14 protein-coding genes and 1 tRNA gene are annotated in these 14,060 nt (G+C 67.9%); 6 read left to right on the top strand and 9 right to left on the bottom strand.

The genetic code is table 11. The annotated features are described in order from the left end of the window. Positions 1 to 8 precede the first annotated feature (8 nt). The 5 genes from ASE90_RS11690 to ASE90_RS11670 all read right to left on the bottom strand — a co-directional run bounded on the left by ASE90_RS11690 (position 9) and on the right by ASE90_RS11670 (position 6,542). Positions 9 to 1,724, bottom strand: a complete 1,716-nt coding sequence (locus ASE90_RS11690; RefSeq protein ID WP_200910875.1) for a Ca2+-dependent phosphoinositide-specific phospholipase C — start codon at positions 1,722 to 1,724, stop codon at positions 9 to 11. Continuing rightward, positions 1,721 to 4,744 carry a TonB-dependent receptor gene (locus ASE90_RS11685; protein WP_056000575.1) on the bottom strand — a complete coding sequence of 1,008 codons (3,024 nt, stop codon included), beginning with the start codon at positions 4,742 to 4,744 and terminating at the stop codon, positions 1,721 to 1,723. Before ASE90_RS11685 ends, ASE90_RS11690 begins: the two co-directional genes overlap by 4 nt. Positions 4,745 to 4,851: 107 nt before the next feature. After that, on the bottom strand, positions 4,852 to 5,682 hold the full coding sequence (locus tag ASE90_RS11680) for a FecR family protein (RefSeq protein ID WP_056000572.1): 831 nt from the start codon (positions 5,680 to 5,682) through the stop codon (positions 4,852 to 4,854). 17 nt (positions 5,683 to 5,699) lie between these two features. Beyond that, positions 5,700 to 6,245: an RNA polymerase sigma factor gene (locus ASE90_RS11675; protein ID WP_162233693.1), complete on the bottom strand. Its 546-nt coding sequence runs from the start codon at positions 6,243 to 6,245 to the stop codon at positions 5,700 to 5,702. A gap of 222 nt (positions 6,246 to 6,467) precedes the next feature. Beyond that, positions 6,468 to 6,542, bottom strand: a tRNA-Thr gene (locus tag ASE90_RS11670). A gap of 318 nt (positions 6,543 to 6,860) precedes the next feature. Here ASE90_RS11670 and ASE90_RS11665 point away from each other — a divergent pair. From ASE90_RS11665 to ASE90_RS11640, 6 genes are read left to right on the top strand one after another with little or no spacing between them, the layout of a single operon-like run. Next, positions 6,861 to 7,829 (top strand): glycoside hydrolase family 5 protein, encoded by a 969-nt coding sequence (locus ASE90_RS11665; protein ID WP_056000566.1) that lies wholly within the window; start codon positions 6,861 to 6,863, stop codon positions 7,827 to 7,829. A 43-nt stretch (positions 7,830 to 7,872) separates the two neighbouring features. Further along, on the top strand, positions 7,873 to 8,583 hold the full coding sequence (locus ASE90_RS11660; protein WP_056000872.1) for an alpha/beta hydrolase: 711 nt from the start codon (positions 7,873 to 7,875) through the stop codon (positions 8,581 to 8,583). Next, positions 8,583 to 9,335 (top strand): tetratricopeptide repeat protein, encoded by a 753-nt coding sequence (locus tag ASE90_RS11655; RefSeq protein WP_056000563.1) that lies wholly within the window; start codon positions 8,583 to 8,585, stop codon positions 9,333 to 9,335. Before ASE90_RS11660 ends, ASE90_RS11655 begins: the two co-directional genes overlap by 1 nt. 59 nt (positions 9,336 to 9,394) lie before the next feature. Then, complete coding sequence (locus ASE90_RS11650; RefSeq protein ID WP_056000560.1) at positions 9,395 to 9,814, top strand: VOC family protein; 420 nt, start codon at positions 9,395 to 9,397, stop codon at positions 9,812 to 9,814. After that, on the top strand, positions 9,811 to 10,533 hold the full coding sequence (gene gloB / locus ASE90_RS11645; RefSeq protein ID WP_056000868.1) for a hydroxyacylglutathione hydrolase: 723 nt from the start codon (positions 9,811 to 9,813) through the stop codon (positions 10,531 to 10,533). The genes ASE90_RS11650 and gloB overlap by 4 nt, the downstream gene beginning before the upstream one ends. Positions 10,534 to 10,552: 19 nt before the next feature. After that, a complete protein-coding gene (locus ASE90_RS11640) occupies positions 10,553 to 10,948 on the top strand; it encodes a hypothetical protein (RefSeq protein WP_056000557.1) in 396 nt (131 codons plus the stop codon). A 121-nt stretch (positions 10,949 to 11,069) separates the two neighbouring features. On the opposite strand, the gene hslU is transcribed toward ASE90_RS11640, so the two are convergent. The 4 genes from hslU to ASE90_RS11620 all read right to left on the bottom strand — a co-directional run bounded on the left by hslU (position 11,070) and on the right by ASE90_RS11620 (position 14,058). Then, positions 11,070 to 12,368: an ATP-dependent protease ATPase subunit HslU gene (hslU, locus tag ASE90_RS11635; protein WP_056000554.1), complete on the bottom strand. Its 1,299-nt coding sequence runs from the start codon at positions 12,366 to 12,368 to the stop codon at positions 11,070 to 11,072. A 10-nt stretch (positions 12,369 to 12,378) separates the two neighbouring features. Continuing rightward, complete coding sequence (gene hslV / locus ASE90_RS11630; protein WP_055757729.1) at positions 12,379 to 12,930, bottom strand: ATP-dependent protease subunit HslV; 552 nt, start codon at positions 12,928 to 12,930, stop codon at positions 12,379 to 12,381. Positions 12,931 to 13,066: 136 nt separating this feature from the next. Next, a complete protein-coding gene (locus tag ASE90_RS11625; protein WP_056000551.1) occupies positions 13,067 to 13,474 on the bottom strand; it encodes a holin family protein in 408 nt (135 codons plus the stop codon). 32 nt (positions 13,475 to 13,506) lie between these two features. Then, positions 13,507 to 14,058 carry a glycoside hydrolase family 108 protein gene (locus ASE90_RS11620; RefSeq protein WP_056000547.1) on the bottom strand — a complete coding sequence of 184 codons (552 nt, stop codon included), beginning with the start codon at positions 14,056 to 14,058 and terminating at the stop codon, positions 13,507 to 13,509. Positions 14,059 to 14,060 lie beyond the last annotated feature (2 nt).

The following is a 14,060-nucleotide window of genomic DNA, read 5'->3' as shown; positions in this document are numbered from 1 at the left end:
CGGCAGGGTCATTGATCGTCTCCTGCCGGGTGCGCTGAAGCGGGCCGGAGCGCGTCGAGTTCAGCGCGGGCGCCCACGAGGTCGCCGCGAAGGTCTGCGGAGCCGTGCGCCGCGGCCACCAGCGCGGCCGCGGCGAGCAGCCCGCCCTCCACCGCGCTGGCCGAATGCGAACCGCAGAGGAGGCGGCTGTCGGCATAATCGCGACCCCGCGCGAGCAACGCGGTGGCACGATCGGGCAACAGTTCCGCCAGGATCAGCGCGAACGCCATGCCGTTGGCGGCATGGCCCGAGGGATAGTCGCCGTTGGCGGCGAGCGCTGCCGTGCGGGGCTCGCAGATCGGCAGGTCGTTGCTCACGAACGGTCGCGCGCTATGCCAATGGCGCTTGGCCGCGCCGATGGCGGCGGAACGATCGGCGCCGAACCGGGCGAGCAATCGCGCGAGGACGGGCGTGCGGCCGATGTCGATCGCGAACCCGATCGCATCGCGGAAACGGGCCGGCAGGTCGTCGGACACGTCGGCCTGCGCCTGTCGCCAGCGCGGCGAACCGGCCAGCGCCCGCGCCTCGACGAAGCGGCGTGCATCCGCCAGTGCCGGGGGAGAGCCCGGCGCGGGCGGCCCCGGCAGGATCCGCGTCAGATCGGGGCGGTCCCGCGCGACGAGATAGCCGCCCAGACGCTCCACCGGCCCGTCGGTACAGCGCGTGGCGGCACGCACCGGATTGCAGCCGGCCGCCGCCCCGCCCGGCAGCATGACGCGATAGCCGCCCAAACGGCGATCCGGCCAGGGATAGTCCGTCGAGACATACTGCGCCCCGCTCGCCAGCGCCGCGTCGCGGCGGCGGGTGTCGCCATCGCGCGCCTCGCGCGTGCCGTCGTCGGCGCGGGTGCGGACGAGAAAGCCGGCGCGTACCGCCGCCGCGATCCGCGGCCCGTCGGCGACGGGGTCGTTGAGCGTGAGATAGGCCGCCGCCGGCGAGGCTTCGTCGGTGTTGACGAACATCGCGCGTCCTTCGAGCGCGCGTCGCGCGCCGCGATAGAGCGCGACCTTCGCCGGCCCCTCGTCGAGCGCGACGAGGACGCGCCCGCGCGCCTGCGCCAGCGTCGGCCAGCCCCCTGCCAGCACCGCGTCGCGCAACGTCGGGCTGGTCCCCTGTACCTCGTCGGGGGTGATGAGGCGCCGGCCGGGCAGGCCGCTGCGCAGTTCGGTGTCGAGCATGTCGAAGCCGGCCGCGTCGAACCGTTCGGGGACGGGCGCCATCGGGCTCGCCTCGTCCTTGGCGTTGACGAGGATCAGGATCGGCGCGTGATCCGGATGCGCGTCGGACCATGTCCGTACCTCACGCAGGCAAGCGGCCAGCGTGAGGCAGGACGAGCCCCGGTCGATGCCGGGCATGTGCATCACCTTCAGCCCGGGCGCGGCCATGGCGGGACCATCGCCGGCCCGGGCATAGCGGCCGCCCGCATCGTCGCGGTACACATCCAGCTCGATCTGGCGCATCCCCGCGTCGAGCTGCGCGGTGAGGGGCCGGTGCGCATAGTCCAGCGCCACCGCCCGCGGATCGGCCGCGATCAGGCGCGCCATCACGGCGGGCGGGATCGCCTGCTTGTAGCTGTTGTGCGTGCCGACCGCGACGATGTCGTTGACCCGCAGCGCCGTGTCCTGCGCCCGCGCCGGTGCCGCCGTCGCGGCGACCAGCGCGATCAGGCGCGCGGCGCGGATCACATCCGCCACCGTATGCCGGCGAGCAGTTGCCGGCCGCTGCGCGCATAGCTGCTCACCCGGTCGGAGCTGTCGACGAACTGGTCTTCCGCCTGATTGGTCAGGTTCACGCCCTCCAGCGTGACCGTGAAGCGCGGCGTGACGTTCCAGAACAGCGAGGCATCGACATAGGTCGCCGCGTTGACCCCGGCGATGTCGTTGCCGTTGGCCCCGGGAACCGCGGTCAGATAGCGGTCGCGATAGTTGATCGACGCGCGTCCGCCATAGACCGGTGTCTCGTAATACAGCGTCGCGTTGGCCGAGTGTTTCGACAGACCAACCAGCGGTTTGCGCACGCTGGTCGTCGCGGTCAGCGCATAGTCGGTATCCGAGCTGGTGTAGGTGTAGTTGGTGATCGCGCCCAGGTGCCGCAACACGCCGGGCAGGAAGGTGAACGCCTGTTGCGCGATCACCTCCACGCCCTTCAGGCTCGTGCCGGGGCCGTTGACCGGCTGGGTGAAGAAGAAGATGTCCTCGGGCCGCGCCACCTGCTGATTGCCGAGGAAGGCGATCGGATAGCCCGACGCGGCATAGGCCTGTTCGGTGGTGCGGTTGGTGATGAAGCTGTCGATCCGCTTGTAGAACGGGCCGACCGCGAAGAAGCCGTCGCGGGAGGGATAGAATTCCAGCGCGAGATCGACCGAATCGGCGCGGAACGGCTCAAGGTCAGGATTGCCGACCGACACGGTGCGCGTATTCACCTGCACCTGCCCGCCAGGCGTCAGCGATGTGAGCGTCGGGCGCGTGATGTTGCGGTTGGCGCTGGCGCGCAGCTGCAACCGGGGGGCCAGTTCGAAGACGAGGTTCGCCGATGGCAGCCAGTCGGTGTAGCTCCGCTCGAACGTCACGGGTTGCGCGACCCCGCCCACGACGACGGCACCGGTCGCGGTAGTCCGCGTCCGCGCGACGCGCACACCCGCATCACCGCGCACGACCATCCCCGCGAGTTCGCCGCGCAGGTCGAGCTGGGCATAGCCGGCCAGCACCTCCTCCTTGACGCGCCGGTCGTTCTCGCGATTGCGCGTCAGCGGAGTGGCGTTGGGGTCGATCAGCGGCAGCGCCTTGTCGAAATCGACGTACAGCCATTCGCGCGGCGCGCCCGCGGGCAGGTCGAGCGCCTTGCCGAAGGTGTAGGGCGATCGTGCGTACACCAGGTCCGCGATCGTCCGGCCGCGCACGCTTGTCACGTCCTGGCCGAAATCGGAGGTGTCGAAGATGTAGCGCGTATGGCTCGCGCCAGCCCTGACCGTCACCGCGTCGTTCGCGCGATAGGCGAGGTTGACCTTGCCGATCCGGTAGTCGTTGTCGACGACGTTGATGCGCGGCCGGTACAGGTCGAGCCGCAGCGCCGACGGATCGGTGAGCGAGAAACCGTACGTCATCACCGGCACGCGATCGTTCGGGCGATAGTCATAGGCGAAATCGCGGTTGTTGGTCAGTGCCTGCAGCGTCCGCGTGTCGACCGTATAGTCCGACCCCTCGACGCCCGCGAGCAGGTCGACGGTCAGCCGATCGGTCGGCTTCCATGTCGTCGTCAGCGCGAACTGGTGGAACTTCGTGTCGTTGCGGTCGCGGCGGTTATCGATGCGGTTGTCGACGTTGCCGAATTCCGCTGCCACGATGTCGTTGCCCTGCGTGACCAGGCTGCGGATCGTCGTTTCCCGGATGCCGGTCGCATCGGTGCGGCTGAACGACTGAGCGTCGAGGAAATATTCCAGCCGGGTCGATTTCAGCCGCGCATACAGCACGTCGAGGTCGACATGCAGCGCATCGCTTGGCCGGAACTGGAACGCCCCGGTCAGGCCGAGCCGCTTCTGGTCGTGGTCGAAGATGAAATAGCGCGGCGTCCGCGGGTAGAACAGCCGGTCGGAGCCGGTGCCGTTCAGCCGCGCGCGGGTCGCGGGATCGATCGCGGCCGACACGTTGGCGAGGGTCCAGCCACCGCTTGCCCAGCGCAGCGTCTGGTGACCGTCCTCGATCACCTGCCGCCGCGAATAGGCCGCCGACACCAATGCGCCCCATACGCCGTCGTCACTCGTCTTCGACACCACGAGCGCGGCCCGCGGGCCGACATCATCGGTACGCGTCGCCCAGAATGCCTGCCCCGAGGCGACGACGTGGAAGCCGGCATTGTCGAACGGCCGCAGCGTGTGCAGGTCGACCGTCGCGGCGATGCCGCCTTCGTCCAGCGACGGCGACCGCGCCTTCACCACATCGATCCGGCTGAACAGTTCGGAAGCGAAGATGTTGAAGTCGAACGATCGCGACCGGTTCACCGCGCCACGCTGATCGGTGGTGCCGGTGGTCGCCAGCGCCTCCATGCCGTTCAACCGGACGCGGGTGAAATCGGCGTTCAGGCCGCGCACCGCGATCTGCCGGCCCTCGCCCGCGTCGCGCGTGATCTGCACGCCAGGAATGCGCTGGATGCTCTCGGCGACGTTGGTGTCGGGGAAGGCGGCGATGTCCTTGGCGAAGATGCTGTCGGTCAGCCCGATCGCATCACGCCGCGCGGCGATCCCACTTTCCAGACTCTTGCGCAGACCGGTGACGACGATGTCCTGTCCCTCGCCCTGCGCCGGGGCGTTCGCCGCATCCTGCGCCGGCTCGGGCGCGGCATGGGCTGATATGGCGACCGGGATCACCCGCGCCGGCGCCGCGCGCGGCGTCAGCACGACCAGATTGCCGCGGACCACCGGCACCAGCCCGGTGCCGCGCAGCATCGCGATCAGTGCGGCGCGCGGCGTCAGCCGCCCGGCCACGGCCGCCGCCCGCCGCCCCGCCGCATTGCCCGGCGCGACCATGACCTGAATGCCCGTCGCACGCGAATAGAGCGAGATGCTCTGCCTCAGATCACCGGCAGGGATCGCGAAATCAGCGTGCGCGGTCCACGATGCGGGCATCTGTGCCGCCATGGCGGCTTGCGGTACCAGTATCGCCATCGTCAGACTGAAAACACTGGCACCCATCATCGTCGAACGTCGCATGTATCTTTCCCCCAATCGGCTGCATGGCAGCCGTCACGAAAGGAAGACGTCAATCAACGACGGTACGGACATAAATAATTTTATAGCATTTTTATGTCACTAATAATTCACTCCGGTGACAAGATCAGCGTAGAATCTGTTTTCTTTACGACAAATCCGTAGGTCATGCCGAGTGATCGTAACAGCGAGGGCGCGTCATCGATCCGAAACCGGCCGCTGATCGGCAGATCGGCCAATCCGGCTGGTGGTGATTGTACAATCGGCCCCGATTGCCGGTTGAGTATCGCCACCAGATCACCAAGCCGCAACCCGTCGACATCCAGCCAGCCCTGACGACGATCGTCGGCACGGGCATCGAAGCGTACCGCGGGGCCGACATGTCCGCGCACGACATGCCCACGCCATCCCGCCGGCACCCGCTCGCTATATGTATCGTCCGTCCCGGCGACCCGCACCGCACCGCGATATACTGCGACATCCATTCGACCGACGGTGCGATCAATGTCGAACGCCGTGCCGAGTACGCGGACCTTGCCATCGCCTGCGCGCACCGTGAACGGCCGGGCGGGATCGTGCGCCACGTCAAAGAACGCCGCACCGTCCGCCAGCGTCACGTCCCGGGCCGTTTTCCCATAGCGGACGGTGAGTTGCGTCGCCCCGTCGAGGCGCAGCCGCGTCCCATCGGGCAGCCGCACTGCGCGCGTTTCGCCCCGCCCGGTTCGCAGCGAGGCGATCCGATCCGGTGCCGGTCCAAGCCATGCCCGCGGAAGTCCGAACAGGGCGACGAGCGCGACGACGCCGGCCGTGGCGCCTGTCGTCACGCGGCGTCTGCGCGCCCGCAGTGAGCGCACTTCTTCGTTCGACAGCCGCCCGCGATCACGCCAGCTTACGAGGGCGTCCGCCAGCTCCGGCGCGAAATCACGTTCCGTTGGCGCCATGTCGTCATGATCGTTTCTCATGCGCCCTTGTCGATCCAAAGATCGCGGCGGCAAAGGGCCCGGCGCAAATCGGAGCGTGCGCGCGTCACATGCTTCTCGATCGCGGCAGGCGACAGGTCGAGATCCGCCGCGACCGTATCGATGGTATCGCCATCGAGCCGCCGCCGCAGGAACACCTCGCGCCGCAATGGTGGCATGGCCTCTATCGCCGCCACAAGGACATGGACGCGCTCCTGGTACAGCAGGACTTCGTCAGCCCGCAGCCGTGGGCATACAAGCGTTACCGGCACTTCGACCATCACCGGCCGCTTGCCGCTCTGCCGAAACCGGTCGCGGATGAGGTTCCCGGCCACCGCCAGGCAGAAGGCGGTGACGTCCTCCACCGTCCGCCGGGTGCGATAGGCATAAAGGCGGAGAAAGGTTTCTTGTACCAGATCGTCGCTGTCGCACCGGTCGCGTAGCCGGGACAGCGCAAAACGATGCAGCAAGGCGTACAGCGCCGGCTCGTCAACACCGCCTTGGCATGCCGCTGAATCCGGCGCTGTGCCGCTCGTCGATGCCACCCTGTCACTCCGCCCGTCGCTCAGCCTCGGCACCTAGGGATGCTTCGTGAAAGTGGAATGACAAGGGCCGGAGGAGGTCGCGGTTTCCGTATCGGGCGCAACGTTGCTCGTCCCGGGTCCGACCGCTGGCGACACCGGCGTCGCCTGGCATCCATGAGGGTTGCCGGCGACCGATGACCCGGACCCCGAAGGGCGGTGACAAATCCACCTAAGCGTGAGAAATGGTGCTGCCGGTGAGGATTGAACTCACGACCTCAGCCTTACCAAGGATGCGCTCTACCACTGAGCTACGGCAGCACTCCGAGCCGGGGGAAACCCTCGGCGGCGGGAGGGGCCTATGTGCAGCCATTGGTCGGGATGTCAAGCGACGGTTGTCGAATTGGCCGCGAAAAGCGTAGAAAGCGCGAATGGACGACGATGAACGCAAGGCGCGGCTGGCACAGGCGCTCCGCCAGAACCTCCGGCGCCGTAAGGGGCAGGCGCGGGAACTGAACGATTCGCCGCCTTCTGCCGAACCCGACCCATCACCGCAGCGGTAATTCCTGCCGGGCAGGCGCGTTGACCGCGTCGACGTGGAGCGGCACGCTCGCCGCAACGAGGAATGGGAGAGGTGTCATGCGTCGCTGGTGGGTGCTGCTGGTCGCGTTGCTGGTCGGCCAGGGTGCGTGGGCGTCGCCGCTGCCGCCGTCCGGATCACCTGTCGCGGTGCATGGGCGGTTGGCCGTCAAGGGCAATCGGGTCGTCGATGGGCGGGGCGAGCCCTATGCGGTACAAGGCATGTCGCTGTTCTGGAGCCAGTGGCAGCCGCGTTACTATGATGCCGCGACGATCGACTGGCTGGTGCGCGACTGGCACATAACGGCGGTGCGGGCGGCGATCGGGGCACAGTCGGGCGGCTATGACAAGCAACCCGACATCGAAACCAGGCGGGCCGAGACGGTGATCGACGCGGCGATCGCCCGGGGGATCTATGTCGTGGTCGACTGGCACGCGCATCAACCGCGCGCCGACGATGCGGTGACCTTCTTCACCCATATCACCCGCAAGTATCGCGGCGTTCCCAACCTGATCTACGAACCCTATAACGAGCCGCTGCCCGAACATGGCTGGGCCAAAGTGCTCAAACCCTATCACATCCGCGTGATCGGAGCGATCCGGGCGATCGACCCGGAAGCATTCGTCGTGGCGGGCACGCGGAGCTGGTCGCAGGATGTCGACGAAGCGGCGGCCGATCCGCTGCCCTTTGCCAATGTCGCCTACACGCTGCATTTCTACGCGGCGACGCACAAAGCCGAACTGCGCGCCAAGGCCGATCTGGCGATGCGGCGGGGCATTGCCCTGTTCGTCACCGAATATGGCACGACCGCCGCCAATGGCGATGCGCCGATCGATGCGGCGGAAACACGCATCTGGTGGGAATGGTGCGCGAGGAACGGTGTCAGCTATCTGAACTGGTCGGTCGCGAACAAGGACGAGGCCTCGGCAATCCTGAAGCCCGGGACGCAGGCGGTGGCGGGATGGCTTGCCGGCGATCTGACCGGATCGGGGAAGCTGGTGCGGGGGCATCTGCGCACGCTTCGCTGACGGCGGCTTTCGTCGCGGTTCGGCGCATGGCATGGACGCGGGCATGACCGATCCCCGCCCGCTCGCCTATCGTCACACGCCCGGTGCCGGCCCGACGATCCTGTTCCTGCCCGGCTATGCGTCCGACATGGCCGGCACCAAGGCGCTGGCGATCGAAGCATGGGCCAAGGCGCGGGGGCAGGCGTTCCTGCGCTTCGACTATGCCGGATGCGGTGAGAGCCCCGGCGTGTTCGAGGAACAGACCCTGGCCGGCTGGGTCGACGACGCGCTGGCAATGGTCGACTTGTGCGTCGACGGGCCGGTGGTGCTGGTCGGATCGTCGATGGGCGGCTGGATCGCACTGCTGGTGGCGCGCGCCCGGCCGGAGCGGATCGTCGGACTGGTCGGCATCGCGCCCGCGCCCGACTTCACCGACTGGGGCTTTTCGCAGGCCGAGAAGATGGCGATGCTGACCGAAGGACGGATCGAGCGGCCATCGCCCTATGCCGATACGCCGACCGTGTTCACCCGCGCCTTCTGGTCGTCGGGGGAGGCGAACCGGCTGATGCACGGCGATGTGCCGATCAACGTGCCGGTGCGGCTGGTACAGGGGCAGCGCGATGCCGATGTGCCGTGGGAGCGCGCGGTCCACCTCGCGTCGCGGCTTCGTTCAGCCGATGTGCAGACGGTGTTGGTCAAGGATGGCGACCATCGCCTGTCGCGCGACGGCGATATCGCGCTGATCCTGCGCGCCATCAAGGATGTGTTGAGCTGATGCTGTCATCGTTGCTGTTCCTCGCCCTGCAAGCCACCGCCGGGCCCCAGCTTCCGGCCGGGGCGACGCCCGAGGCCCGGTACGACCAGTGCGTCGATGCCGCGACGACGACGCCGGACGTGGCGGAACGGATCGCGGGCCAATGGCGGCTGGCCGGAGGCGGGTTCCTTGCCCGCCAATGCCTCGGCATGAGCTATGCGACGCGGCAGAAGTGGAGCGCGGCGGCGGAGGCGTTCGAACAGGCCGCACGCGAGGCGGAGGTGGCCAAGGACGTCCGTGCCGCCAATTACTGGGCGCAGGCGGGCAATGCGCGGCTGGCCGATGGCGATACGATCGCGGCAGGCGCGGCGCTGGACGCGGCGCTGGCCAGCGGCGCGCTGACCGGACTGGCGCGGGGTGAGGCGCAGCTCGACCGGGCGCGGGTCCGCGTCGCGGCGGGCGATCTGGCGGGTGCGCGCGGCGACATCGACAGCGCGCTGAAGGACGCGCCGGCCGATCCGCTGGCGTGGCTGTTATCGGCGACGCTCGCGCGGCGGACCAGCGATCTGACCCGGGCGCGAACCGACATCGCCGAAGCGGTGCGGCGGTCGGCCGACGATCCGTCGGTACAGCTGGAGCTGGGCAATATCGCCGGGTTGTCGGGGGACGCCAAAGCGGCGCGCGCGGCATTCGAGGCGGTTCAGCGGCTCGCCCCCGACAGTGCGCAGGCAAAGGCCGCATCCGCCGCGCTCGATACCTTGCCGCCGGCCTGACGCGGTTGCGAGGATGCGACGGCGACCCGATATCCGGGTTCGAACCAACGGAGCCGTCGATGACCCGCTATCTCCATACCATGATCCGGGTGACCGACCCGGACGCCACGATCGCCTTTTTCGACATGCTGGGCCTGAAAGAGGTCCGGCGCATGGACAGTGAGAAGGGGCGGTTCACGCTGATCTTTCTCGCCGCGCCGGGGCAGGAGGGCGTGGCCGAGGTCGAGCTGACCCATAATTGGGACCCGGAGCCGTATGGCGGCGGCCGCAATTTCGGCCATCTGGCGTTCCGCGTCGACGACATCTACGCCACGTGCCAGCGGTTGATGGACGCCGGGGTGACGATCAACCGCCCGCCGCGCGACGGCCATATGGCGTTCGTGAAGACGCCCGACGGCATCTCGATCGAACTGTTGCAGGACGGGTCGCTGCCCGCCGCCGAACCCTGGGCATCGATGCCCAATGTCGGGACGTGGTGATGGAAGTCGTCCGCGTCCCTGTCCTGTCGGACAATTATGCGTGGCTGCTGCACGACGACGCGAGCGGTGAGACGGTGGCGATCGATCCGGGCGAGGGCCAGCCGCTGCTCGACGCGGCGGCGGCGCGCGGCTGGACGATCGGCGCGATCTGGAACACGCATTGGCATCCCGATCATGTCGGCGGCAATGCGGCGATCAAGGCGGCGACCGGCGCGGAGGTGACCGGGCCGGAGGCGGAGCGTACGAAGATCGCCGACCTCGACCGGGGCGTCGGCGAAGGCGCGATGCTGTCGGTCGGGGACGCGCAGGCGACCGTGTGGTCGGTGCCGGGTCATACCACGGGGCATATCGCGTTCCATTTCGCTGACGAGGCGCTGCTGTTCACCGGCGACACGCTGTTCGCGATGGGGTGTGGTCGCTTGTTCGAAGGGACGGCGGCCGACATGTTCGGCAATATGCGGCGCTATGCCGACCTGCCTCCCGAAACGCGGGTCTATTGCGGGCACGAATATACGCTGTCGAACGGGCGTTATGCGCTGATCGCCGAGCCGGACAATGCGGCGATCGTCGAGCGGATGCAGGCGGTCGAGGCGATGCGGGCCAAGGGCGAGGCGACGGTGCCGACCACGATCGGTGCGGAACTCGCCACCAATCCGTTTCTACGCGCAGGGTCGGTCGAGGAACTGGCACGGCACCGCGCGGCGAAGGATGCGTTCTGACCGGACAAGGAGAAGCGGCATGAAGCGATTGGCATGGACGGCGGCGCTGCTGCTGGGCGCATGTGCGACCCCGCAGCAACAGGCGGAGATGCAGGCGAAGGGCGACCGGCTGTTGGCAAAGACGCTGGAAGGGCGGGTCGCGGGCAAGCCCGAAAACTGCCTGCCGACGGGATTCATCGATGGTCCGCAGGTGGTCGGTGATTCGTTGATCTATCGTCAGAGCGGCAAGCGGCTGTGGCGGACCCAGGTCCGCGACCGCTGCCCGTTCCTGCGCGACGATCAGATCGTGGTGTCGATCCTGTACGGGACCAATGTGTGCCGCAACGACCGCTTCCGGCTGATCGATCGCGGGGTATCGATCCCGTCGGGCGACTGCACGTTCGGGGACTTCGTGCCGTACGACAAGGCCGGGTGAGCTGTGGGGAACCGGGTGCCTTAGGCACCCCGTTCTCGACAAGCTCGAAGCTGCTCGAACCGAACGGAAGGTGGCGCGGGTTCCCGGCCACCCCGTTCAGTTCGAGCTTGTCGAGAACCTCTTACAGCACGTAACGGCTGAGGTCGGTGTTGCGCGCGATGCTCGCCAGCTGTTTGTCGACATAGGCGGCGTCGATCGTCACCGCCTGTCCCGCGCGATCCTCGGCGTCGAAGCTGACCTCTTCGAGCAGCTTTTCCATGACCGTCTGCAAGCGCCGGGCACCGATATTCTCGATTTCCGCATTCACCTCCGCTGCGATCCGGGCGACGGCGGCGATGCCGTCGTCGGTGAAGTCGATGCTGACCTGTTCGGTCGCCAGCAGCGCGCGATACTGGGCCGGCAGCGACGCCTTGGTATCCGACAGGATCGCGATGAAATCCGCTTCGGTCAGCCCCTTCAGTTCGACGCGAATCGGCAGGCGACCCTGTAATTCGGGCAGCAGGTCGCTGGGCTTGGCGACATGGAACGCGCCGCTGGCGATGAAGAGGACGTGGTCGGTCTTCATGGGGCCGTATTTGGTGGCGACCGTCGTCCCCTCGATCAGCGGCAGCAGATCGCGCTGCACACCTTCGCGGCTGATCGATCCGCCGCCGCGCCCGTCGCTGACCGCGATCTTGTCGATCTCGTCAAGGAACACGATGCCGTTCGCCTCCGCGTCCGCCAGCGCGACGCGGCTGACCTCGTCCTGGTCGAGGCGCTTGTCGGCCTCTTCCTCGACCAGCTTGTCCCATGCGGCGCGGACGGTCAGCTTGCGGCGCTTCTGCTGGCCGCCGCCGAACGCCTTGCCCATCATCTCGGACAGGTTGATCATCTGTGGCGCGGCGCCGGGAATTTCGAACGGCATCTGCGGCGCGGCGTCGAGTTCGAGCTCGACTTCCTTGTCGTCGAGATGGCCGTCCGCGAAGCGCTGGCGGAAGGCTTCGCGGGTCGCCTCGCTGGCACCCTTGCCGGTCAGTGCGTCGAGTAGGCGGGCCATTGCCGCTTCCTCGGCCTTGTCCTTCACCGCGACGCGGCGGCGTTCGCGCTCCAGCCGGATCGCTTCCTCGACCAGGTCGCGGGCGATCTGTTCGACGTCGCGGCCGACATAGCCGACCTCGGTGAACTTGGTCGCCTCGACCTTCACGAACGGCGCGTCGGCGAGCTTCGCCAGACGGCGGCTGATCTCGGTCTTGCCGCAGCCGGTGGGCCCGATCATCAGGATGTTCTTTGGGGACACCTCGTCGCGCAGGTCGGGGCTGAGCTGCTGGCGACGCCAGCGGTTGCGCAGCGCCACGGCGACGGCGCGCTTGGCGTCCTGCTGGCCGATGATATGCGCGTCGAGCGCGGCGACGATCGCCTTGGGCGTCAGATTGTCTTGCATGGGATGTCCGTCAGTTCGCGCTGTCGAGCGCTTCGAGGGTGACGCGATCGTTGGTGTAGACGCAGAGTTCGGCGGCGATGGCCAAGGCCTTGCGCGCGACCTTCTCCGCGTCGCCTTCATAATCTGACAGCGCGCGGGCGGCGGCGAGGGCGAAATTACCGCCCGAACCAATCGCGGCGATGCCGGCTTCGGGTTCGAGCACGTCGCCATTGCCGGTGACGACCAGCGTCACGTCCTTGTCGGCGACGATCAGCATCGCCTCCAGATTGCGGAGGAACTTGTCGGTGCGCCAGTCCTTGGCCAGCTCGACGGCGGCGCGCAGCAGCTGGCCCTGATGGCGTTCCAGCTTCGCCTCCAGCCGTTCGAACAGGGTGAAGGCGTCGGCGGTGGCACCGGCGAAGCCCGCGATCACCTTGCCATCGCCCAGCGGGCGGACCTTGCGCGCATTGGGTTTCATGACCGTCTGTCCGGCCGAAACCTGCCCATCCCCCGCGATCACCACCCGACCGCCGCGACGCACGGATACAATGGTGGTGCCGTGCCACACCGTCTCTTTGCTCATGGGCGCGGATATGGGGAGGGGGTTCGCCGGTGCAAGCGGGGGTGGTGGAGGGGCGGTCGCGAACGCTGTCGTTCCGTGTGGGGAGATCCCCCCTCCACCAGCTTTGCTGGTCCCCCTCCCCGTGCCGGGGAGGATTTTAGCGTTCCACGCCCTTCGCCTTCCCCCATGCCCGTGCAGCGGTGTAGCCCAAGTAACCCGTGCCGAAGAGTGCGTACAATTCCTCCGGAATGCCGCGCAGATAGGCGGTCATGCCGCGGGCGATGCTCTCGGCCATGGCGGGCTGGACCGCCGAGATCAGGCCCATCGGGATCGCCCAGAGCAGCAGCGCGTACATGACGTAGAGGAAGCCGGGACGCGCGCGCGAGGTCCACGGATCGGTCGACTGCGCCTCCGCCACGATCGCCGAGAGTTGCGCCTTTACCCGTTCGAGATCGGCGCTCCCTTCGAGTTTGAGCAGTTCGAGCTTGGCGGCGTCCCTCGCGCGGGGGTCGGGAATCAGCTTGTCGAGCAGCGCCGCGATCGGCGCGATCAGGGTGTCGAGCATAAGTCCTCCCACAGGTTCAAAGGTCACAAAGGTCACACTCGCGACGTATCGACGCGGTGGGCCAGCCAGCCGTAGAGAAAGGCTTCGCTGGCGGGACGCGTTTCGGCGAGGCGGAGATAGCGTTCGCCCTGCAAGGCGTTGATCGCCTTGACCAAAACTGCTTCGGCACCCGGGCCGCGCGTGGCGAGCAGGGTGTCGAGCGCGTGCAACGTTTTCGCGCCGATGGTGCCATCGACCGCGATGTCGGCCCAGTCGCGCTGCTCACGGTTCAGGGCGTTGAGCACGCGTTGCAGGAAGGTCGCGGCGACCGCCGGTCCCATGTTGACGCCGGTGTCGAACAGTTCGGCGGCAAGAGCGGGCGCGCGCGACGCGACGCGGTCGAAGGCCGGGGCCTGCCAGTAGCGGCGACGGTAGACGGTAGCGGCGGCGGCGCGCGGCAGTTCGCGGATCGGGCCGGTATATCCTTCGGCGCGGGCGACGGCCTGGGTAATGCCGAACCGGGTCGGACCGCCGCGATCGGCGGGGTGGTCGACATAGCCGCCTTCGCGGTCGATGACGTCTTCGATCAATGGGGTCGCGTCCATAT

It is taken from the genome of Sphingomonas sp. Leaf67, assembly GCF_001421965.1.
In the GTDB taxonomy this organism is placed as follows: domain Bacteria; phylum Pseudomonadota; class Alphaproteobacteria; order Sphingomonadales; family Sphingomonadaceae; genus Sphingomonas.
This window is presented reverse-complemented; position numbering and strand designations above follow the sequence as displayed.